The organism is Shewanella sp. GutDb-MelDb, from assembly GCF_002836075.1.
Classification (GTDB): domain Bacteria; phylum Pseudomonadota; class Gammaproteobacteria; order Enterobacterales; family Shewanellaceae; genus Shewanella.
Genome location: NZ_PJBM01000119.1, coordinates 1 through 19,793 on the forward strand (window position 1 = coordinate 1; position 19,793 = coordinate 19,793).

At 43.1% G+C, this 19,793-nt stretch carries 19 protein-coding genes and 2 tRNA genes; 9 read left to right on the forward strand and 12 right to left on the reverse strand.

Annotated features, from left to right (window positions below):
- Positions 1 to 43 precede the first annotated feature (43 nt).
- From CXF82_RS02860 to CXF82_RS02870, 3 genes are all read right to left on the reverse strand, one after another.
- A tRNA-Val gene (locus CXF82_RS02860) sits at positions 44 to 120 on the reverse strand.
- 2 nt (positions 121 to 122) lie between these two features.
- Positions 123 to 199: transfer RNA gene (locus CXF82_RS02865), tRNA-Met, on the reverse strand.
- A gap of 166 nt (positions 200 to 365) precedes the next feature.
- Positions 366 to 1,724 carry an MATE family efflux transporter gene (locus CXF82_RS02870; RefSeq protein ID WP_101090255.1) on the reverse strand — a complete coding sequence of 453 codons (1,359 nt, stop codon included), beginning with the start codon at positions 1,722 to 1,724 and terminating at the stop codon, positions 366 to 368.
- Positions 1,725 to 1,756: 32 nt separating this feature from the next.
- Here CXF82_RS02870 and CXF82_RS02875 point away from each other — a divergent pair, with 32 nt between their 5' ends.
- Positions 1,757 to 2,383: a riboflavin synthase subunit alpha gene (locus CXF82_RS02875; RefSeq protein ID WP_102038732.1), complete on the forward strand. Its 627-nt coding sequence runs from the start codon at positions 1,757 to 1,759 to the stop codon at positions 2,381 to 2,383.
- 269 nt (positions 2,384 to 2,652) lie between these two features.
- Here the strand turns inward: CXF82_RS02875 and CXF82_RS02880 are convergent, their stop codons facing one another.
- The 3 genes from CXF82_RS02880 to CXF82_RS02890 all read right to left on the reverse strand — a co-directional run bounded on the left by CXF82_RS02880 (position 2,653) and on the right by CXF82_RS02890 (position 3,948).
- Positions 2,653 to 2,853 carry a CPXCG motif-containing cysteine-rich protein gene (locus CXF82_RS02880; protein ID WP_101090253.1) on the reverse strand — a complete coding sequence of 67 codons (201 nt, stop codon included), beginning with the start codon at positions 2,851 to 2,853 and terminating at the stop codon, positions 2,653 to 2,655.
- Position 2,854: 1 nt separating this feature from the next.
- Complete coding sequence (locus CXF82_RS02885) at positions 2,855 to 3,592, reverse strand: pteridine reductase (protein ID WP_101090252.1); 738 nt, start codon at positions 3,590 to 3,592, stop codon at positions 2,855 to 2,857.
- A 101-nt stretch (positions 3,593 to 3,693) separates the two neighbouring features.
- Positions 3,694 to 3,948: a hypothetical protein gene (locus tag CXF82_RS02890; protein ID WP_102043630.1), complete on the reverse strand. Its 255-nt coding sequence runs from the start codon at positions 3,946 to 3,948 to the stop codon at positions 3,694 to 3,696.
- Positions 3,949 to 4,236: 288 nt separating this feature from the next.
- Between CXF82_RS02890 and thrS the strand changes: the two genes are divergently transcribed.
- The 4 genes from thrS (at position 4,237) to rplT (ending at position 7,371) form a co-directional block, all read left to right on the forward strand.
- Positions 4,237 to 6,165 carry a threonine--tRNA ligase gene (gene thrS / locus CXF82_RS02895; RefSeq protein WP_101090250.1) on the forward strand — a complete coding sequence of 643 codons (1,929 nt, stop codon included), beginning with the start codon at positions 4,237 to 4,239 and terminating at the stop codon, positions 6,163 to 6,165.
- Positions 6,166 to 6,168: 3 nt separating this feature from the next.
- Positions 6,169 to 6,711, forward strand: coding sequence for a translation initiation factor IF-3 (infC, locus tag CXF82_RS02900; RefSeq protein ID WP_101090249.1), 543 nt, complete (start codon positions 6,169 to 6,171; stop codon positions 6,709 to 6,711).
- An 87-nt stretch (positions 6,712 to 6,798) separates the two neighbouring features.
- Positions 6,799 to 6,993: a 50S ribosomal protein L35 gene (rpmI, locus tag CXF82_RS02905; RefSeq protein WP_005503401.1), complete on the forward strand. Its 195-nt coding sequence runs from the start codon at positions 6,799 to 6,801 to the stop codon at positions 6,991 to 6,993.
- An 18-nt stretch (positions 6,994 to 7,011) separates the two neighbouring features.
- Positions 7,012 to 7,371 (forward strand): 50S ribosomal protein L20, encoded by a 360-nt coding sequence (rplT, locus tag CXF82_RS02910; protein WP_012142467.1) that lies wholly within the window; start codon positions 7,012 to 7,014, stop codon positions 7,369 to 7,371.
- Between the two features lie 344 nt (positions 7,372 to 7,715).
- Here rplT and trxB read toward each other — a convergent pair whose 3' ends face one another.
- The gene (gene trxB, locus CXF82_RS02915) at positions 7,716 to 8,669 is read right to left on the reverse strand and encodes a thioredoxin-disulfide reductase (RefSeq protein ID WP_101090248.1); all 954 of its coding nucleotides are present in this window, start codon (positions 8,667 to 8,669) and stop codon (positions 7,716 to 7,718) included.
- A 265-nt stretch (positions 8,670 to 8,934) separates the two neighbouring features.
- Here trxB and CXF82_RS02920 point away from each other — a divergent pair, with 265 nt between their 5' ends.
- From CXF82_RS02920 to CXF82_RS02930, 3 genes are read left to right on the forward strand one after another with little or no spacing between them, the layout of a single operon-like run.
- On the forward strand, positions 8,935 to 10,062 hold the full coding sequence (locus tag CXF82_RS02920; protein WP_101090247.1) for a M14 family metallopeptidase: 1,128 nt from the start codon (positions 8,935 to 8,937) through the stop codon (positions 10,060 to 10,062).
- 36 nt (positions 10,063 to 10,098) lie between these two features.
- The gene (locus CXF82_RS02925) at positions 10,099 to 10,416 is read left to right on the forward strand and encodes a zinc ribbon domain-containing protein (RefSeq protein WP_101090246.1); all 318 of its coding nucleotides are present in this window, start codon (positions 10,099 to 10,101) and stop codon (positions 10,414 to 10,416) included.
- Entirely contained in the window at positions 10,413 to 10,694 is a 282-nt protein-coding gene (locus tag CXF82_RS02930; RefSeq protein ID WP_101090245.1) for a YeaC family protein, read from the forward strand. Before CXF82_RS02925 ends, CXF82_RS02930 begins: the two co-directional genes overlap by 4 nt.
- 67 nt (positions 10,695 to 10,761) lie before the next feature.
- On the opposite strand, the gene ansA is transcribed toward CXF82_RS02930, so the two are convergent.
- The gene (gene ansA, locus CXF82_RS02935; protein ID WP_102038734.1) at positions 10,762 to 11,778 is read right to left on the reverse strand and encodes an asparaginase; all 1,017 of its coding nucleotides are present in this window, start codon (positions 11,776 to 11,778) and stop codon (positions 10,762 to 10,764) included.
- Between the two features lie 119 nt (positions 11,779 to 11,897).
- Positions 11,898 to 13,739: a signal peptide peptidase SppA gene (sppA, locus tag CXF82_RS02940; RefSeq protein WP_102043631.1), complete on the reverse strand. Its 1,842-nt coding sequence runs from the start codon at positions 13,737 to 13,739 to the stop codon at positions 11,898 to 11,900.
- Between the two features lie 155 nt (positions 13,740 to 13,894).
- Here sppA and CXF82_RS02945 point away from each other — a divergent pair, with 155 nt between their 5' ends.
- Positions 13,895 to 15,910, forward strand: coding sequence for an oxidoreductase (locus tag CXF82_RS02945; protein ID WP_102043632.1), 2,016 nt, complete (start codon positions 13,895 to 13,897; stop codon positions 15,908 to 15,910).
- 432 nt (positions 15,911 to 16,342) lie between these two features.
- On the opposite strand, the gene yfaE is transcribed toward CXF82_RS02945, so the two are convergent.
- The 3 genes from yfaE to nrdA form a co-directional block, all read right to left on the reverse strand.
- Complete coding sequence (yfaE, locus tag CXF82_RS02950; RefSeq protein ID WP_101090241.1) at positions 16,343 to 16,696, reverse strand: class I ribonucleotide reductase maintenance protein YfaE; 354 nt, start codon at positions 16,694 to 16,696, stop codon at positions 16,343 to 16,345.
- Positions 16,686 to 17,816, reverse strand: coding sequence for a class Ia ribonucleoside-diphosphate reductase subunit beta (nrdB, locus tag CXF82_RS02955; protein ID WP_101090240.1), 1,131 nt, complete (start codon positions 17,814 to 17,816; stop codon positions 16,686 to 16,688). The genes yfaE and nrdB overlap by 11 nt, the downstream gene beginning before the upstream one ends.
- A 73-nt stretch (positions 17,817 to 17,889) precedes the next feature.
- Positions 17,890 to 19,793, reverse strand: a 1,904-nt coding sequence (gene nrdA / locus CXF82_RS02960) for a class 1a ribonucleoside-diphosphate reductase subunit alpha (protein WP_102043633.1), incomplete at its 5' end; no start/stop codon positions are given.

Genomic DNA, 19,793 nt, shown 5'->3' on the forward strand with positions numbered 1-19,793 from the left:
TGAGCTACGGTTGTATTGTAAAGCGTGACACTATAAACAGAATTGGTACAACCGAGTGGATTCGAACCACCGACCCCTACCATGTCAAGGTAGTGCTCTAACCAACTGAGCTACGGTTGTATTGGTTGCGGGAGCTGGATTTGAACCAACGACCTTCGGGTTATGAGCCCGACGAGCTACCATACTGCTCCATCCCGCGACTGTGTATACTGCATGTCCTGTTGGCTGATGCCTTGGAACGAGCGCTATAGTACGGTCGATGCTGGATTGGCGCAAGTAAAAAAACATTCTTTTGTGTTAAATGCTGCTTTGCTCGCCAACTTGTATGCTCATTAAGCGTTTCGAACGATTTATAAGTAAAAATCTTACATTGCCGAAAGTTTTACACCCCTTTTTTGGATATACCTCAAGCGCATAGCGAATAATATTGCAGCAGTAGTGAGTCCTGCGATGAGTCCAATCCAAAAACCTTGTGCGCCCATTGCTGGAACCAGTATGTCAGTTCGAGCCAATGTGTAGCCAAGTGTCATCCCTACAGCCCAATACGAGACTAACGTAATGTAAAAAGCACTACGGGTATCTTTATAACCGCGCAAGGCGCCTGAAGTGACGACTTGTACGGCATCCGACAATTGATAGATAGCGGCAAAGAACATTAGGCTACCTGCTAATGTAATGACGTCAGGGTTATCATTATAGAGTAGTGCAATTTCATTTCTAAACGTCACCGTAATAATTGCAGTAAATAGTGCAAGTGAGAAAGAGATAATTAACCCAAGTCGGGTGATCATCGCTGCAATTGCAGGTTTATCTTGTCCAAGGTAGTAGCCAACGCGTATCGATACGGCAATACCTATAGATAGTGGTAGCATAAAGACAATGGATGAGAAGTTGAGTGCGATTTGGTGACCAGCGACAATCGTTGCACCGAGGGGCGCCAGTAATAGCGCAATGATTGCAAATAAACTGACTTCAAAAAATAGCGCCATAGCGATTGGGAAGCCATGCTTTGTCATATCAACCATTACTTTTACATTGGGACGATGAAAAGATTTGAAGGGAGCAAGTTCTTTAAATTTGGCATGAAACTGCATATAAATAATCATGGCAATAAGCATTGCCCAAAATACTAAGGCTGTTGCGATGCCACAACCGGCGCCGCCCATTGCGGGCATACCGAAATGGCCATAAATAAAGATATAGTTTGCAGGGATATTGACAGCTAAGCCGACAAAGCCGATCACCATCGTCGGCAGAGTATAAGAAATCCCTTCACTGCAACCGCGAAGTACTTGATATAAGACAAAGGCGGGAACGCCCCACATAAAGCCATTGAGGTAACCCACACTGAGCTGAGCCAGTTGCGGTTCCAAATCCATCAGAGTTAATATATTGTCGGCAAGTGAGAGGAAGAACATCACACCTACGCTGCCTATTATGGCAATATATCCAGCTTGGAAAGCCAACGGTTGTATTGCTTTTTGATCATTAGCACCATGATGGTGAGCAAATACCGGGGTAAATGCCATTAATAGTCCTTGCACGAATAACAATGCAGGGAGCCATAAACTGGAGCCAATAGCAACGGCAGCCATATCAACGGCGCTAACTCGGCCGGCCATTACAGTGTCGATGAAGCCCATCATGGTTTGGGTAACTTGAGCAATGAGTACAGGTAGTGCTAATTGAATTAAACGTTTGGCCTGAAAGCCTGAGTGGTTCATGAATACAGCCCTTAATACATACGAGAGATAAAATGTTTACAGGTATAGTTCAAGCAACATGCGAAGTGTTGGCGATAGATAAAAAAACGGGTTTAAATACGCTACAAATCGAAATTGGACCGGATTTGCGCGAGGGACTTTCACTAGGGGCAAGTGTCGCAAATAACGGTGTTTGTTTAACAGTCACAAGAATGGAAGATGATAGGGTGTTTTTCGATGTAATGGAAGAGACGCTAAAGCTAACTAACCTATCTAATCTGAGACCTGGATCACAAGTTAACATCGAACGGTCGTTAACCTTTGGCAGTGAGATTGGCGGCCACATTTTATCAGGTCATGTGCACACAGAAGCAGAGGTTAAATCGGTAAGTAAAACAGAATCTCACTATGATATTTGTTTGTCTGTTGAACCAAAATGGATGAATTATATTCTTTATAAGGGATTTGTTGGTGTAAACGGCTGTAGCCTTACGGTAGGGGCGGTTACTGAGTCTAGCTTTATGCTGCATTTGATCCCTGAGACATTAAAATTGACCAACTTGGAGTCATACACTGCTGGTGACAAAATCAATATTGAGATTGATAGCCAGACGCAAGCGATTGTTGATACCGTTGAGCGAGTATTAGCCAAGCGTTTTGCTAACTCAATGGACGTTTAACACCCAGTGCACTAGGTATTTGACCCATTTAGAGCGCTTCAGACTTTTCAATTCAAGGCGCATTGGTGAAAAATGGTATTCCCTTTTAAGCCAATGCAAAGCTGGAAAGACTGAGGCGCTTAACGAGTGCGGCCGACGTTTAAAGCAAATGGCAAAGCCCTTAGCTCCAATCCCCATCTTGTCTACAGGGCTTTAAATTCCTGCCGAATGGTCAAACTTTTAAAGCAACTGGATCAATGCACTGTTTGACTCACAAACAGTACATTGAGCTAATAAATTTGTTCGTCATCGGAATCGATATAAAGTTCGATTGTCATTCGCGATTCATCCAGATGCATCCGCATATGAATGGGGTTGCAACATACTCTGCAATCTTCGTAGTAATCTTGATCACCGCCAGTCGCATCAATATTGAGATGTTGATGATGTCCGCAATGTGGGCATGAAATGGTTTTATTGATAAATCGCATATTAAACTCCCGTAAATCCGACTGCGCTTCGTCCTCCATCTACTGCAATAATCTGCCCTGAGATATAAGGAGCGCTGACTAAATGAGATATCAACTTAGCAATGTCGTCCGGCTGGCCAAGCTTAGCTAAGGGAATTTCTTTTAAGACATGGTTCTGAGAGTCATCATTAGATTGTTCTGGCCAGAGGATTGCGCCTGGTGCCACTCCGTTTACGCGGATATCAGGTGCGAGTTCTTGTGCCAGCGAAAGCGTTGCCATCTCAAGTGCTGCCTTTGATATAGAGTATAGTCCATGATCTTTCAGCGGGCGCTTAGCATGGATATCAATTAAGTTGATTATGCAGCCTCTTTGCTCTTTGAGTGTCGGCGCAAATTGCTCGGCTAAAAAGTAGGGCGCTAACAGGTTTGTGGCAAGTAGTTGTTGTGCTGCTAAGTAATCCGTTTCACCTAGGGGAGTAGGGGTGAACTCTGACGCATTATTAACTAATACTGCTAAGGGTAATGCCAATGCGTTTACGTTGACTATAAATTGTTGTAGTTCAATCTGGTTGTTAAGTTCGGCCTGCATAATTTGTGCAGAGTTAGGCCTTGTCGCATTGAGTTCAGAACACAGTGATAGCGCGTCGTTATAAGATTGGCTGTAATGAATTAATATGTTGAACCCATCGTGGTGAAGCTGTTTAGCAATACAATGTCCAATACGTTTTGCTGCGCCGGTGATGAGTGCCCATTTATTCATAACGCTTTTCCATAAAGTTGTTTGCTATATATAAGGTATTATGGCCTTATCATAAGACATCACACAATCTAATACTGGGTTTAGTATTGATATCGATTGTGCTACTTCGCGACATTATACGTTGTGACCGCCATGCTGCTTAATGATGTCTTGTTTGCTAATTGAAGATAGCTCCCTTGCTCTGTGGCAATGATATTTTCGGTTAATGCCTTTGTCATGTGCACCATAGTGTTAGTTAAGTCTGTTTCTATCTCGACGATTAGTTGTGCTTTGTTGATTGTTTGTGATGGTACCTGTGGGCTTTCAGTATATCCGGCTTGCATTAGCGTTGCGGTCAATAACATTAGCTTAATCATAACGTCCTCCTTGTTTAAGACGCGGCTAGATTAACGACTAAAAATGAAGCTGAAGTTACAGTCAGCCTTTATCACTGATGATATTCCCCTGATGTTTTTAATGGTTTGAATAAGAAAAACTAATCTCAAGGTAAAACTTGCATCCACCTATGGCTATCACTTAGAATCACGCTCTTACGCGTCGGAAAACATAGACTCCTGTACGGTCTTGTCCTGGCTGCGTTTTAACTCTTAATTATTAAACCCAAGTGGCCCTACGTGGGGGTCACCACTGGAAAAGGAAAATTCATGCCTGTAATTACACTTCCTGATGGAAGCAAACGCGAGTTTGCTCAACCCGTTTCTACTTTAGATGTTGCTGCCGATATTGGTCCTGGTCTGGCGAAAGCTTGTATTGCCGGACGTATTAATGGTGAGCTGAAAGACGCTTGCGATATCATTGATACCGATTCAGAGCTTTCGATTATCACAGCTAAAGATGAAGAGGGTGTAAAGATCCTTCGCCACTCTTGTGCACATTTGCTCGGCCATGCATTTAAGCAGCTTTGGCCTGACGCTAAAATGGCGATCGGTCCTGTTATCGACAATGGTTTCTATTATGATATCGACTTAGATCATAAATTGACCCAGGAAGATATTGATGCGCTAGAAAAGCGTATGACCCAACTTGCAAAAACTAACTACGCTGTTGATAAACGTGTTGTTAGCTGGCAAGAAGCGCGTGATACCTTTGAAGCTCGCGGTGAAAGCTATAAAATTGCAATCCTTGATGAGAACATCAGCAAAGATGCAACTCCAGCGCTTTATCATCATGAAGAATATGTTGATATGTGCCGTGGTCCGCATGTACCGAACATGAGATTCTGTCAGAACTTTAAGTTGATGAGTGTAGCTGGTGCCTATTGGCGTGGTAACTCAGATAACAAAATGCTGCAACGTATCTACGGTACAGCATGGGCAGACAAGAAAGCACTTAAAGTGCACCTTAACCGTTTAGAAGAAGCGGCTAAGCGTGACCATCGTAAAATTGGTAAGCAGCTAGATCTTTACCATATGCAAGAAGAAGCACCTGGTATGGTGTTTTGGCACAACGATGGCTGGAGCCTATACCTAGAGCTTGAAAAGTTCATTCGTCAAAAACTGGGTCAATACACTTATCAAGAAGTTAAAGGTCCATTAATGATGGATCGAGTGTTGTGGGAACGTTCAGGCCATTGGGATAAATATTCCGAGGCAATGTTCACCACTAGCTCTGAGAATCGTGAATACGCCATTAAGCCGATGAACTGTCCTGGACACGTTCAAATATTTAATCAAGGCCTTAAGTCTTATCGCGATTTGCCATTACGTATGGCTGAGTTTGGTTGTTGTCATCGTAATGAGCCATCAGGTTCACTGCATGGCTTAATGCGTGTTCGTGGCTTTACGCAAGATGATGCACATGTTTTCTGTACTGAAGATCAAGTTCAGCAGGAAGTTAGCGCATGTATTCAAATGGTGTATGACACATACGAAACATTTGGCTTTAAAAATATCGCCGTTAAGCTTTCTACTCGTCCTGAAAAACGTATTGGTGATGACGATATGTGGGACCGAGCTGAAGAAGCCTTAAAGCAAGCGCTTACAGCTAATGATATTGAATTTGACATCCTACCCGGTGAAGGTGCTTTCTACGGACCTAAGATCGAATTCACATTACACGATTGTTTAGATAGAGCATGGCAGTGCGGTACTGTACAATTAGATTACGCATTACCTGGTCGTTTAGGTGCAACTTACGTAGCGGAAGACAACAGTCGTCAAACGCCCGTAATGATCCACCGAGCCATTCTTGGTTCATTAGAGCGCTTCTTGGGTATTCTTATTGAAGAGTACGCCGGAAAATTCCCAGCTTGGTTAGCACCTCAACAAGTTGTCGTGATGAATATTACTGACAAACAGTCGGATTATGCTGAAAAAGTTGTCAATTCATTAAAAGAATATGGAATTCGTGCAACTAAAGACTTGAGGAATGAGAAGATAGGCTTTAAAATACGTGAGCACACGTTAAGGCGTGTCCCTTATTTATTGGTCGTTGGTGATCAAGAAATAGAAAATAAGGAAGTCGCGGTGCGTACCCGAGAGGGAGTTGACTTAGGTAAGATGCAAATCGAAGAATTTGCGACTAAGCTCAAGAACCAAATTTCGCTCCGTAGTCTCAATTTGTTGGAGGAATAGGTCATAAAGATCAAAAAAACTGCAGGGCGCCAGGCGGCCCCGAATAGAATAAACGAGCTCATCACTGGTGTTTCAGAAGTCCGTCTTAACGGTCTTGACGGTGAGCAATTAGGTATCTTGACTATTAGTGAAGCACAGGAAGTTGCTGACGAAGCAGGTGTTGATTTAGTAGAAATCAGTCCTAATGCTGAGCCGCCGGTTTGCCGTGTAATGGACTACGGTAAGTTCCTTTTTGATAAAGCGAAAGCTCAAAAAGAACAAAAAAAGAAGCAAAAAATTGTACAGGTGAAGGAAATTAAATTCCGTCCCGGTACAGATTCGAACGATTATCAGGTAAAACTACGCAACCTGACTCGTTTTCTAGAAGACGGCGACAAAGCGAAAGTAACGCTTCGTTTCCGTGGTCGTGAGATGGCTCACCAAAGCCTAGGTATGGATCTTTTGAACCGTATCAAAGCTGATTTGGAAGCAATTGCAGTCGTGGAGTCCTTTCCAAAAATGGAAGGTCGCCAAGCTGTCATGGTTCTCGCACCGAAAAAGAAATAGTAAGGCAATTGAAAGTAGCAGGGTCTTTTTATTAAGATACCTGTTCGCCTTGCGTTTTATTAATTGTCCCAATGCGGAGTTTTAGCAATGCCTAAAATGAAAACAGACAAGGGTGTAGCGAAGCGTTTTAAGAAAACCGCCAATGGTTTTAAACGTAAGCAAGCCCATTTACGTCACATTTTGACCAAGAAGAGCACTAAGCGTAAACGTCACTTACGTGCTAAATGTTTAGTATCTAAAGCTGACATGCCTGCTATTGCACGTCAACTACCTTACGCTTAATTAAAGGAGCAAAGAACAATGCCTAGAGTTAAGCGTGGTGTAACCGCTCGTGCTCGTCACAAAAAAGTACTCAAACTAGCCAAAGGTTATTACGGAGCTCGCTCACGTACTTACCGTGTTGCAAAGCAAGCCGTAACTAAAGCTGGTCAATATGCTTACCGTGACCGTCGTCAGAAGAAACGTCAATTCCGTCAACTTTGGATTGCACGTATCAATGCGGCTTCTCGTCAAAATGGTCTGTCTTACAGCCGTTTCATTAATGGTTTGAAAAAAGCCTCTATTGAAATCGATCGTAAGATCCTGGCTGACATCGCTGTTTTTGATAAAGTTGTATTTACAACTTTAGTAGAAAAAGCAAAAGAAGCTTTAGCTAAGTAATTAGCTGTGATTCTTGTAAAAAGGGAGCCTTAGGGCTCCCTTTTTTGTATCTGAAATTTGTCCCGTCTTGAGAATAAGTTGACGTTTTAGAGACTGATTGATGAAATCTTTAAGTTCCATCAGCAAAAGCGTACACAAGGTGAGCACACTCTGGACTTAGCAGTGGTTTTGCTTAGGCCTGCAGAAAAAGGCGAACTGACCTAGGTACCGTGATAATTAAGCTAAACATTAGATTATCACCACAAACGTCTTATCTTATCGCGGTACTCATTATCTGACGCTTTTGGTTAATTACAGATACAAAAAAAGCAGGCTTAAAGCCTGCTTTTTATCGAAACTACCAATTACTTCTTGGCGTCTAAGTAACGCTCAGCGTCAAGTGCGGCCATACAGCCTGTACCCGCAGATGTAATCGCTTGGCGGTAATGTTGATCCATTACATCGCCAGCAGCAAATACGCCTTCTATGCTTGTTTGGGTAGCGTTGCCATTAAGGCCACTTTCTACTTTGATATAACCATTGCTCATCTCTAGCTGGCCTTCAAACATACCAGTATTTGGGCTGTGGCCAATGGCGACGAATACGCCAGCCACTTCTAAATCCTTGATGACACCATCTTTAGTGCTCTTCATCTTAAGACCGGTAACGCCCATCGCATTACCAACAACTTCATCGAGAGTGTTGTCTAGGTGTAAGATGATATTGCCGCTCGCCACTTTATCCATCAGACGCTTAGTTAAGATTTTTTCACTGCGGAAACTATCACGACGGTGAATAAGGTGCACTTCAGATGCAATGTTACTGAGGTACAGTGCTTCTTCAACTGCGGTGTTACCACCACCAATAACAGCGACTTTCTGGTTACGATAGAAGAAACCGTCACACGTTGCGCAAGCTGATACGCCACGGCCTTTAAAGGCTTCTTCAGACTCAAGACCTAAGTACATCGCTGATGCACCTGTAGAGATGATGAGTGCATCACAAGTGAACTCGCCGTCATCACCTTTTAACTGGAAAGGGCGGACGTTTAAGTTCACTTCATTGATGTGATCAAAAATAATTTCAGTATCAAACTTTTCTGCATGCTTTTGCATACGTTCCATTAGTGCTGGACCGGTAAGATCATCCGCATCACCTGGCCAGTTTTCAACTTCTGTCGTTGTCGTAAGTTGCCCACCTTGCTGCATACCTGTGATCATGACAGGTTTTAGGTTAGCACGAGCGGCATATACTGCTGCAGTATAGCCAGCAGGGCCTGAACCCAGAATAAGTAAGTTACAATGTCTAGCTTGGGTCATTTGTTTCTCCGTTCTTTTACGAATGCAATGTCTATCAAGGGGGATCAACCCCTCTATCTCTATCAATTGCAGCGATTGTATGGAATTTAAGGTTGTGGGTAAAGCTCTGTATTGAGAGAACACTGCAACGGAAAGCTTACACAGCGTCGATTTTTAGGGGTTTTTACACTGTTTAGGCTGCTCCTTATCACATTTTGGTTTATTCTATAGCGCAAAGATTGAAATCGAGCTGGATCACAGCCTAAAACAGTAGAAAGGAAGTGTTATGCGTATTAGCGCGAATTTTGATGGCGGAAACATAGAAGTAATCAATGCTGACAATAAAGACGATGTGCAGTTGGCCATTCGTCCCGATGAAGGTGGAGAGTTTTTTCAATGGTTTAATTTCAAACTCGATGGTGTTGTTGGTACTCAGTACACGCTTAATATTGTTAATGCGGACAAAGCTTCTTACGTTAAAGGTTGGGATGATTACCAAGCTGTAGCGACTTACGATAGACAAAACTGGTTTAGATTGCCGACGACGTATCAAGACGGCAAATTAACTATCTCAGTTGATCTTGATTGTGATGCAATTCAAATCGCTTACTTTGCGCCATACAGCTATGAGCGTCATCAAGACTTATTAGCGGCCGTACAGGTACATCCACAAGTCAGCTTAGAGCATTTAGGCCTGACATTGGATGAACGTGATATGACGCTCATCAAAGTCGGTGACGGTGACGAAGAGAAAGCCAATATCTGGATCACAGCGCGTCAGCATCCTGGTGAAACTATGGCTGAATGGTTGGTTGAAGGATTAATTAACAACCTGCTTGATAGCGATTGCCCAACGGCTAAATCACTTTTAGACAAAGCTAACTTCTATATTGTGCCAAATATGAACCCAGATGGGAGTGTTCGAGGGCATTTGCGCACCAATGCGGTAGGAACAAATCTTAACCGTGAGTGGCAGTCTCCCTCTTTAGAGAAAAGCCCTGAAGTATTTTATGTGGTTAATAAAATGAAAGAGACGGGTGTTGATCTTTTCTATGACGTGCATGGCGATGAAGGCTTACCGTTCGTATTCCTTGCCGGCTGTGAAGGTGTCCCAGCCTATACCAAAGAAGATGCAGTACGTCAGCAAGCATTTGTAGATGCATTACAAATGGCGAGCCCTGATTTTCAAACTGAATTTGGATATGATAAAGATGCGCCGGGTCAAGCCAACTTAACCGTTGGTTCTAACTGGGTGGCACATACGTTTGGTTGTCTTTCTAACACGTTAGAAATGCCATTCAAAGACAACGACAATATGCCTGATCTTATGGCTGGTTGGTCGCCTGAGCGCTGTATTTACCTTGGTGAAGCATCGTTGATTGCGATGAACGCTGTGGTTGATAAATTAAAGTAAGTTGTACGTTTATTAAATGAGTATTGAGGGGAGTAAATGGCATTAGTTAAGTGTCCTAGCTGTGGTGAACGCATTTCAAGCATGGCTAAAGAGTGCTCGCATTGTAAAGCTAGCATTTCTGCCAACAATGAAAGCCTGCAAGTGATTAGTCATATAAAGCGCTCTAATCAGTTAATGAATCAGAGCTTTTTGGCATTAACGTTATTTATTGGCGGCGTAGTCACTTGGTTTTGGGGGGGAGAACCTGCAGAGGGGACCCGTTCTATTATTGCTGTGTCTGCTTTTACACTGGGTTTTGTTGGCTACTTGGTTACCCGAATGCAAATCGTGCTACATAAACGGAAAAGAGTATGACCGATATAAATAAAGTCATTGATGATATGCCGACTGAAGTTTACCAGCGCTTACTGAGTGCGGTAGAGCTGGGTAAGTGGGAAGATGGCACTGTGCTAACACAAGAGCAGCGTGCGTCGACTCAACAGGTCGTTATGCTTTATCAGGCTAGAAAGCTTACACAAACGGAACACTTCACTATTAACAGTGAAGGTAACGTAAACGAGCTCTCTAAGTCAGAATTAAAGAAGCAGTTCAAAGGCGAGACTATCGCTGAGTTCCAAGAAAAAGAGCTGTAGATTAACACTAAAAGCCCTGTGCTAATTTATTAGCGCAGGGCTTTATCTATTTCTAGAGGCTGATGGTCTAATCTTGGGTTAACTCACCTACAATGGATACTTGCATGGCTTTTCGGATGGCATCAGGGGTGAGATCCGTTGATAATAAATAATGTAGCTTAGCCAGTGCAGCTTCTGTCGTCATGTCGTAGCCGCTGATAACTCCTGCCGATGCAAGTGCATTACCCGTCGCATAACCGCCCATATTGACTTTACCTTGCAAACACTGGGTTAAATTCACCAGTACAATCCCACGCTCGTGTGCATCACGCAGTGTTTTAAGTAACGCGGGTGTTTGTGGTGCATTGCCAACGCCAAAGGTCAGCAATATCAGCGCCTTTACAGGTTGCTGTAATATATTGGCGAAGATTTCTGTACTAATACCAGGGTAAAGAGTCACGACACCTATCGGTTGTGGACTGATATTAATCACATTAAGTGTTTGGCTCGGATTCTCCTTTGCGAGTTTACCTGCATGCCAGCGGATCTTAATTCCAGCTTCTAATAATAATGGGAAATTCGGCGAAGCAAACGCATTAAAGCCATCAGCATGCGCTTTAGTCGTACGGTTGCCTCTAAACAGTTTGTTATTGAAGAATAAGCACACTTCATCGACAGGATAATTTGCTGCGATATAGAGCGCATTAAGTAAGTTAGTTTGTCCATCGGAACGTAACTGTGCCAGTGGGATCTGTGAGCCGGTAACAATAACGGGTTTAGATAACCCTTGTAACATAAACGATAAAGCAGATGCCGTATACGCCATGGTATCGGTACCATGCAAAATCACGAAGCCATCGTATTGGTCATAATTGGCTTTGATATCATTAGCGATCATCTGCCAATCAGTCGGTGCCATATCTGATGAGTCGATTAGGGGAGAGTATTCACTGATGACAAAGTCTGGCATTTCTTCATGGTAAAACTCAGGCATTGCTTTGATACATCCAGTCAAAAATCCTGCAACAGGGGCAAAGCCTTGTTCAGTTTTTTGCATACCAATAGTACCGCCCGTGTAGGCTACATATATACAGCGTTTAGTCATGTTGGTTTTGATTTTGTTTTTGAACACAATGGGATGATTATAAAGGTGTGGATATAATAAAGCCCAGTAAAACTGGGCTTTATTTAATAAAACTTTAGTGAGTGATAAAGCTTTATGACTTAGTCACTGCAAGTATCACAGTAAAGATAGACACCATTTGGATCATCAAACGTCTGCAATGTCTGAGCAACTGTTGAAAACTGACCCAAAAGTTGTTCAATTAGCGTGGTTTTTGCCAAACTTTGTGGCATGTATACCGACGCGCTAGCAAACATCTCTTGAACAAACAGATCTTGCGGTGATAGCTCTTGCTCAATCACTTCGGTATCAAAATGTTCGATTGATGCCATATCCGCTGCTCGCGATACTGCGTCTTGTAGATCACCGAGTTCATCTACCAGACCAAGCTCAAGTGCCTTACGGCCAGTCCAAACACGGCCCTGTGCAATACTATCTACTTGCTCAAGGCTCATATCACGCTCTTTAGCGACTAATGAAATGAAGTCGTTATATCCGCGTTCAATATGGCGCTGAATAATAGCACTGATCCCTGGAGAAAGACCTTTAGTGACAGAAAATCCTGCCCAGTCAGAAGTTGCAACACCATCGGTATGGACACCTATGCTCGCAAGCGAGTCTTCAAAGGTGGTGACCATTCCGAAAATGCCGATAGAGCCTGTCAACGTTGTTGGGGTGGCGTAGATATAATCTGCACTGGCTGATATCCAGTATCCACCGGACGCTGCATAGCTGCCCATACTGACAACAACAGGTTTATTGGCTGTTTTAAGGGCTAATACTTCTTGGCGGATCTGCTCTGATGCGAATGCACTGCCACCAGGACTATCAACACGAAGTACCACGGCTTTAATGGAATCATCAAAACGTGCTTTACGGAGCAACTTAGCGGTGCTTTCTCCGCCAATCTGCCCAGCAGGTTGCGCGCCATTCATGATAGTGCCTTTGGCAACGATGATGCCGACTTTATTGTCTGATAAAAGCAGTGGATGACTTGCCGTTACAGAAAGGTAATCATAGAAATCGATCTGCTTGAATGACTCACCATCGGCAGATTCACCGACGGCATCAACCATGCTCAATCGAAATCCTTCCGCTGTTTTAAGGTTATCAACCCAATTCATATTCAGCGCCATTTGACTAGACTGACCTTCCGCTTTGTCTAACTGGGCTAAATAGTCCTCTGCGCTCAAAGATAGACTCGTTGCAGGGATATCTCGGTTTTGTCCAACCGTAGTGCTGTAGCTTTCCCATAAATCATTTAATAAGGTTAAGTTAGCCTCTTTAGCTGCGTCTGACATGTCATCACGAATAAAGGGTTCTACTGCAGATTTAAATGTACCGACGCGGAAGACATGAGCTTTAATTTTAAGCTTGTCTAAGGCTGACTTAAAATACTGGCGGTAACGACCTAAGCCTTCAATTTCAACGCTGCCCTGTGGGTTTAAGGTGATGCTATCTGCAAAGCTGGCGAGGAAGTACTGATTTTGTCCGTACCAATTTGCGTGAGCAACAATGGGTTTACCCGATTCTTTAAAGTTGTTTAAAGCATCACCAATCGATTGTAGCTTACTCATGCCTGTGCCACTAAGGTGGCCTAAGTCGAGTACTAACTGACTGATCCGATTGTCAGCAGCGGCATTGTTAACAACATCAATGACATCTGCTAATAGGATCTCGCCACCAGCATCTTTACCATTACCACTTTTCATTGCCGCTTCAAAAGGGTCTACATGGCGTTTTTGATCAACGATTGCTCCAGAAAGGTTCAGCACCAGTGCTGAACCATCTTCTACTTTTATGCTTTCTTCACCGCTTAATACTACGATGAGTGCGATGACAATACCGAAAAAGAAAAGGTTTAAAAATAGTTTTCTTGTGCCGTTGATTACATTCCAGCTAAGTAGGAATATCTTTTTAAATATTGAGGGTTTAGCGGGCATCAGCCACTCCTTTGAATCCGAATTATGACAATGCTAACTGAAAACAGTCTCGAAAGGAAAATTCAATTGTAAAGGAATCTAATCACTCACTTATTGAGCTTATGGTTTACACAATGTATGCTGAATTAAATCACTTGTTTAAAAAGGACGTTTGAATGTCGTTTCCGCATTTATTAGAACCCTTAGATCTGGGCTTTATCCAGTTAAAGAACCGTGTGCTGATGGGCTCAATGCATACTGGTTTGGAAGAAGAAAAGGGCGGTTTTGAGAAACTGGCAGTGTTTTATAAAGAGCGTGCACAAGGCGGAGTAGGTCTTATCGTTACCGGCGGTATTTCACCTAATCTCCGTGGGCGGTTGGCGCCTAATGCTTGTCAGTTGAGTTTTCCATGGCAGGTAAAGAAACACACTATCGTCACTAAAGCAGTGCATGACGCCGGCGGTAAGATATGCATGCAACTACTGCACGCGGGGCGTTATGGTTATCACCCATTCTCGCAAGCCCCGAGTAAAATAAAATCTCCGATTACCCCTTTCACACCATCTGAAATGTCTACAAGACAAGTAGCCGCAACGATTAAAGACTATGCAACCAGTGCTGCACTGGCTAAAAAAGCAGGTTATGACGGCGTAGAGGTGATGGGCAGTGAAGGCTATTTGATAAACCAGTTTGTTAGCTCTCGCACCAACAAGCGTACAGATAAGTGGGGCGGTGCATTTGAAAATAGAGCACAGTTCCCTGTTGAGATCGTAAATCAGATCCGCGCCAAAGTGGGCACTGATTTCATTATCATTTTTAGATTGTCTATGCTTGATCTGGTTGATAATGGCTCCACTTGGGATGAAGTTGTACAACTTGCAAAACGGTTAGAAAGCGCGGGTGTAACCATTATAAACACCGGCATAGGCTGGCATGAAGCGCGTATTCCGACCATTGCCACTAGCGTACCTCGCGGCGCGTTTGCATGGGTGACGGAAAAGCTGATGAAAGAGATGTCTATTCCGCTTATCGCGACTAATCGCATTAATACACCCGAGATAGCAGAATCTATTATTGCGTCGGGCCAAGCAGATATGGTGTCGATGGCTAGGCCTTTCTTAGCCGATCCTGAATTTGTAAATAAAGCTGAAGCTAACACACCTGAACTTATCAATACTTGCATTGGCTGTAACCAAGCGTGTCTTGATCATAGCTTTGCGCTTAAACGAGCAACCTGTTTAGTTAACCCACGTGCTTGCTATGAAACCGAGCTTAACTTCACCCCAGCGAACATTAAAAAGCGTATTGCGGTAATGGGCGCAGGCCCTGCAGGGATGGCGTTCTCAGTATATGCGGCGACTCGAGGTCATGAAGTGGTTTTGTTTGAGGCAAAATCTGAAGTCGGTGGACAATTTAACTTAGCCAGGAAGATCCCTGGCAAAGAGGAGTTCGACGAGACCATTAGATATTTTCTAAACCAGATAAAACTGCATAAGATTGAACTGCGTCTAAATACTCGACTCGATGCTAGTGTCATTAGAGATGAAAAGTTTGACGAAATAGTGATGTCATCGGGGGTTAAACCGCGTCCGCTTGATTTACCTGGTTTCGATAGTGAAAAGGTGGTTGATTACCAACAAGTACTCAACGGCGAAGTTGAAATTGGACAGAAAGTTGCTTTGATTGGTGCTGGCGGTATTGGTTTTGATATGGCGCACTATTTATGCGAAGAAGAATCGTCTACGTTAAACCCAAATAAATGGTTAAAGCAGTGGGGTATCGATAAAGAATACCAAACTGCAGGTGGCTTAACAGAGCCTGTTCTCGATGAAAAGCATCGTGAGGTGGTGTTACTGCAACGTAAAACCACAAAAATGGGTAAAGGATTGGGTAAAACAACGGGCTGGATCCACCGTTCAGTATTGAAGCAGCATAAAGTGGTGATGAAAACCGGCGTATCTTATGAAAAGTTTGATGATGAAGGGCTGCATATCACCGTTAATGACAAGGCTGAGGTGTTAGCAGTCGATAATGTTGTACTCTGCGCGGGTCAGGTTTCAAATACTGCACTGCTTGAAGAGATGAAGTCTACGGGAATTCCGGTTCATCTGATTGGCGGAGCTGACGTTGCCGCTGAACTTGATGCCAAGCGTGCTATACGCCAAGGTGCGGAGCTCGCTATCGCTCTTTAAGCGAACCGTTCAATATTCCAATAAAAGCCTGTTTAGTTCAATACGCGAACTAAACAGGCTTTTTTGTCATTGATGTTTTGTGTTTAGATAACAAGTTAAAGATTAATATTTTCCAAAATAATGAGGCTGCTAGTGGTTATTGCAATAGGTAGTCATTTAACCTCCTAATTCCTACGCACGAGAGCATACGGAGAAGTAGAGGGAGTCGGGTATTAGCGGGGCATGTTAGGTTATAGAAAGCTTGGAGGAGTCTATAGTTTGATATGTCGAGCATTGATGAAGCTCTAGTGTTCACTGGTGCATACTAACGGAGTGTTTAATGGTGGACTTATGTCTGGGTAGGGTAGTGCGTTATGCACTGAAATAAATGAACTGCAGAGATTAATGACATAAAACTGCGGTCATGACTCTCTGCAATCTAAACTGTTGCTGTTAATCTATAGATTCGTGAGTTTCAGGTTGCTTACGTTTGGGTGCTCTAACAACGACTTCCGCACCTTCCCCTGAAAGTTCTAAATTTATATCGGTCGTTGGAATACAACAACATGGCAGACATTCGTCTGCTTCTAATGTCACTAGCGGTTCAGTTATATAGCTAACGGAACCACTAATCACTTTAGTTTTGCATTGCCCACAAAATCCATTTCGGCATTCAGAAAAAGTCTTCACTTTTTTCTGCTCTAATGCTTCAAGCAAGGTCAGGTGCTGTTGATTAAACAACAGCACCGGTTGGCCTTGTAGGCTAACGATGGGGGCTTTTTTTAAGCTGAGATGCTTAAAGGTCAAAGTCTAAAAACTCATCTTCATCAATAGAAGAATCGATTTGGCCAACTAAGTATGATGAAACTTCAACTTCTTGAGGTGCCACCTGAACCGCGTCACTCTCGAGCCAGTTCTTCATCCATGGAAGTGGGTTAGTTATCTCAGCGTACGGTGATTCAAAGTTAACTGACTTCATACGTTCGTTAGTAATGTACTCGACGTACTGACAAAGGATGTGTTCATTTAAGCCAATCATTGAACCGTCTTTGAACAGGTATTTAGCCCACTCTTTTTCTTGCTCTGCAGCTTTGACAAAAATGTCGATGGCAGTTTGCTTGCACTCTTTAGCTATCTCTGCCATTTCAGGATCATCTTTACCTGCATGCATGATTTTTAAAATGTGTTGCGTGCTGTTCAAGTGCAATGCTTCATCGCGGGCAATTAGGCGAATGATTTTTGCATTACCTTCCATAACGTTGCGCTCTGCAAATGCAAACGAGCAAGCAAAACTAACATAGAAACGAATGGCTTCAAGCACGTTAACAGACACCATACATAAGTAGAGTGCTTTCTTTATTTCTCGCTTAGTGACTTCAACAGTTTCGCCATTAATTTGATGGCTACCTTCACCGTGTAAGTGGAATGCTTGGCTAAGTATGATGAGCTCGTCGTAATAAGCTGCAATGTCAGTTGCTCGCTTAAGGATCTCTTTATTCTCGACGATATCGTCAAAAACAACCGATGGATCATTAACGATATTACGGATGATATGAGTGTATGAGCGCGAATGAATCGTTTCTGAAAACGACCATGTCTCAATCCATGTCTCTAATTCAGGCAGAGATACTAACGGTAAAAATGCGACGTTGGGTGAACGTCCTTGAATTGAATCAAGTAGAGTCTGATATTTTAAGTTCGAAATGAAAATATGCTTTTCATGCTCAGGCAGTGCAGCGTAATCTATTTTATCTTTGCTGACGTCAACTTCTTCAGGGCGCCAAAAGAATGAAAGCTGTTTTTCAATCAGTTTTTCAAATACTTCATATTTCTGTTGGTCATAACGCGCAACGTTAACTGACTGCCCAAGAAACATAGGTTCAAGCAGTGCATTGTTAGGTGTTTGACAAAATGTAGAATAGGCCATTTTTCTATCTTCCGATAATGGGGGCTTTGCCCCCTTTAATTAACGTTTAATACTCATGAATAACTGCTCGAGACTAGATTTTACATGCGCCGCCTTCGCAGCTGTCATCTTCTACTTCAACGGAAGTAATGTCATCATGATTATCTGAAGCACCATCACGAGTATTGTGATAGTAAAGTGTCTTCACACCGTATTTATAAGCAGTCAATAAGTCTTTCAGCAGTACCTTCATTGGCACTCTTCCACCCTCAAAACGAGATGGGTCGTAGTTGGTGTTAGCTGAAATAGATTGATCAACAAACTTCTGCATTAAACCGACTAACTGTATGTAACCATCGTTATTAGGCATCTGCCACAATAGTTCATAACTATGCTGATATTTTTCAAAGTCAGGAACAACTTGCTTTAATTGACCATCTTTACTGGCTTTAACGCTGATGAGACCGCGCGGTGGCTCAATGCCGTTAGTGGCGTTAGAGATCTGCGAAGAGGTCTCTGACGGCATTAATGCCGAAAGGGTAGAGTTACGCAGTCCGTGAGTTTTAATCTCTTCACGCAGCGTTTCCCAATCCATATGCAATGGCTCGTCACAGATTTTGTCCAAGTCACGCTTATAGGTATCGATAGGTAAGATCCCTTTCGAATACGTGGTTTCGTGGAACGCTGGGCAAGCCCCTTGCTCTTTAGCCAAGTTCATTGACGCTTTCAATAGATAGTACTGGATTGCTTCAAATGTCTTATGGGTAAGACCATTTGCTGAACCATCTGAATAGCGCACACCTTCTTTCGCGAGATAGTTAGCGAAGTTGATAACTCCGATCCCTAAAGTACGACGATTCATCGATGCTTTTTCAGCAGAGATAATCGGATAATCTTGATAGTCTAATAAGTTATCCAGTGCTCGTACGGCAAGATCTGCCAATGGCTCTAGCTCTTCAAGCTTTTTAATCGCGCCTAAGTTCAACGCTGAAAGCGTACAAAGGGCAATTTCACCGTCAGGATCATTGATGTTGTTCAATGGCTTAGTCGGCAGCGCTATTTCTAAACATAAGTTAGATTGACGGATTGGCGCTACTTTTGAATCAAATGGACTGTGGGTGTTGCAGTGATCTACGTTTTGAATATAGATACGACCCGTAGAGGCACGCTCTTGCATCATCAATGAAAACAGTTCAACGGCTTTAATTTGTTGCTTACGGATACTCTCGTCAGCTTCATATTTAAGGTAGAGACGTTCAAATTCATCTTGATCTTCAAAGAACGCATCGTACATGCCAGGCACATCTGATGGGCTGAACAAGCTAATCATGCCACCTTGGATAAGGCGCTGGTACATCAGCTTATTAATTTGCACGCCGTAATCTAAGTGACGAATACGGTTGTCATCTACACCACGGTTATTCTTAAGTACCAGTAACGATTCAACTTCTAGATGCCACATAGGGTAGAAGAGGGTGGCTGCACCGCCACGTACGCCGCCTTGTGAGCACGATTTGACAGCGGTTTGGAAATACTTATAAAACGGTAAACAACCGGTGTGGAATGCTTCACCACCACGAATAGGGCTACCTAGCGCGCGAATTCGACCGGCATTCACACCAATCCCAGCTCGCTGAGAGACGTATTTAACGATTGAAGATGCAGTGGCATTAATTGAATCTAAGCTGTCACCACATTCAATTAGCACGCAAGAGCTGAATTGGCGTGTTGGTGTACGCACACCCGCCATAATCGGTGTGGGTAGTGAAATCTTAAACGTCGATGTTGCATCGTAAAAATCTTTTACGTACTTAAGACGTGTTTCTTTTGGATATTTAGCAAATAAACACGCTGCAACCAAAATATAAAGAAACTGTGCACTTTCATAAATTTCATGAGTGACACGGTTTTGAACTAAATACTTACCTTCTAACTGCTTAACGGCTGCATAAGAGAAGTTCATGTCACGCCAATGATCAATGTAGCTACCTAATATAT

Excerpts from the sequence above, each read along its gene's own strand:
- CXF82_RS02870 (WP_101090255.1), bottom strand. The coding sequence starts at position 1,724 with ATGAACCACTCAGGCTTTCAGGCCAAACGTTTAATTCAATTAGCACTA.
- CXF82_RS02875 (WP_102038732.1), top strand. The coding sequence starts at position 1,757 with ATGTTTACAGGTATAGTTCAAGCAACATGCGAAGTGTTGGCGATAGAT.
- CXF82_RS02880 (WP_101090253.1), bottom strand. The coding sequence starts at position 2,853 with ATGCGATTTATCAATAAAACCATTTCATGCCCACATTGCGGACATCAT.
- CXF82_RS02885 (WP_101090252.1), bottom strand. The coding sequence starts at position 3,592 with ATGAATAAATGGGCACTCATCACCGGCGCAGCAAAACGTATTGGACAT.
- CXF82_RS02890 (WP_102043630.1), bottom strand. The coding sequence starts at position 3,948 with ATGATTAAGCTAATGTTATTGACCGCAACGCTAATGCAAGCCGGATAT.
- thrS (WP_101090250.1), top strand. The coding sequence starts at position 4,237 with ATGCCTGTAATTACACTTCCTGATGGAAGCAAACGCGAGTTTGCTCAA.
- rpmI (WP_005503401.1), top strand. The coding sequence starts at position 6,799 with ATGCCTAAAATGAAAACAGACAAGGGTGTAGCGAAGCGTTTTAAGAAA.
- rplT (WP_012142467.1), top strand. The coding sequence starts at position 7,012 with ATGCCTAGAGTTAAGCGTGGTGTAACCGCTCGTGCTCGTCACAAAAAA.
- trxB (WP_101090248.1), bottom strand. The coding sequence starts at position 8,669 with ATGACCCAAGCTAGACATTGTAACTTACTTATTCTGGGTTCAGGCCCT.
- CXF82_RS02920 (WP_101090247.1), top strand. The coding sequence starts at position 8,935 with ATGCGTATTAGCGCGAATTTTGATGGCGGAAACATAGAAGTAATCAAT.
- CXF82_RS02925 (WP_101090246.1), top strand. The coding sequence starts at position 10,099 with ATGGCATTAGTTAAGTGTCCTAGCTGTGGTGAACGCATTTCAAGCATG.
- CXF82_RS02930 (WP_101090245.1), top strand. The coding sequence starts at position 10,413 with ATGACCGATATAAATAAAGTCATTGATGATATGCCGACTGAAGTTTAC.
- ansA (WP_102038734.1), bottom strand. The coding sequence starts at position 11,778 with ATGACTAAACGCTGTATATATGTAGCCTACACGGGCGGTACTATTGGT.
- sppA (WP_102043631.1), bottom strand. The coding sequence starts at position 13,739 with ATGCCCGCTAAACCCTCAATATTTAAAAAGATATTCCTACTTAGCTGG.
- CXF82_RS02945 (WP_102043632.1), top strand. The coding sequence starts at position 13,895 with ATGTCGTTTCCGCATTTATTAGAACCCTTAGATCTGGGCTTTATCCAG.
- nrdB (WP_101090240.1), bottom strand. The coding sequence starts at position 17,816 with ATGGCCTATTCTACATTTTGTCAAACACCTAACAATGCACTGCTTGAA.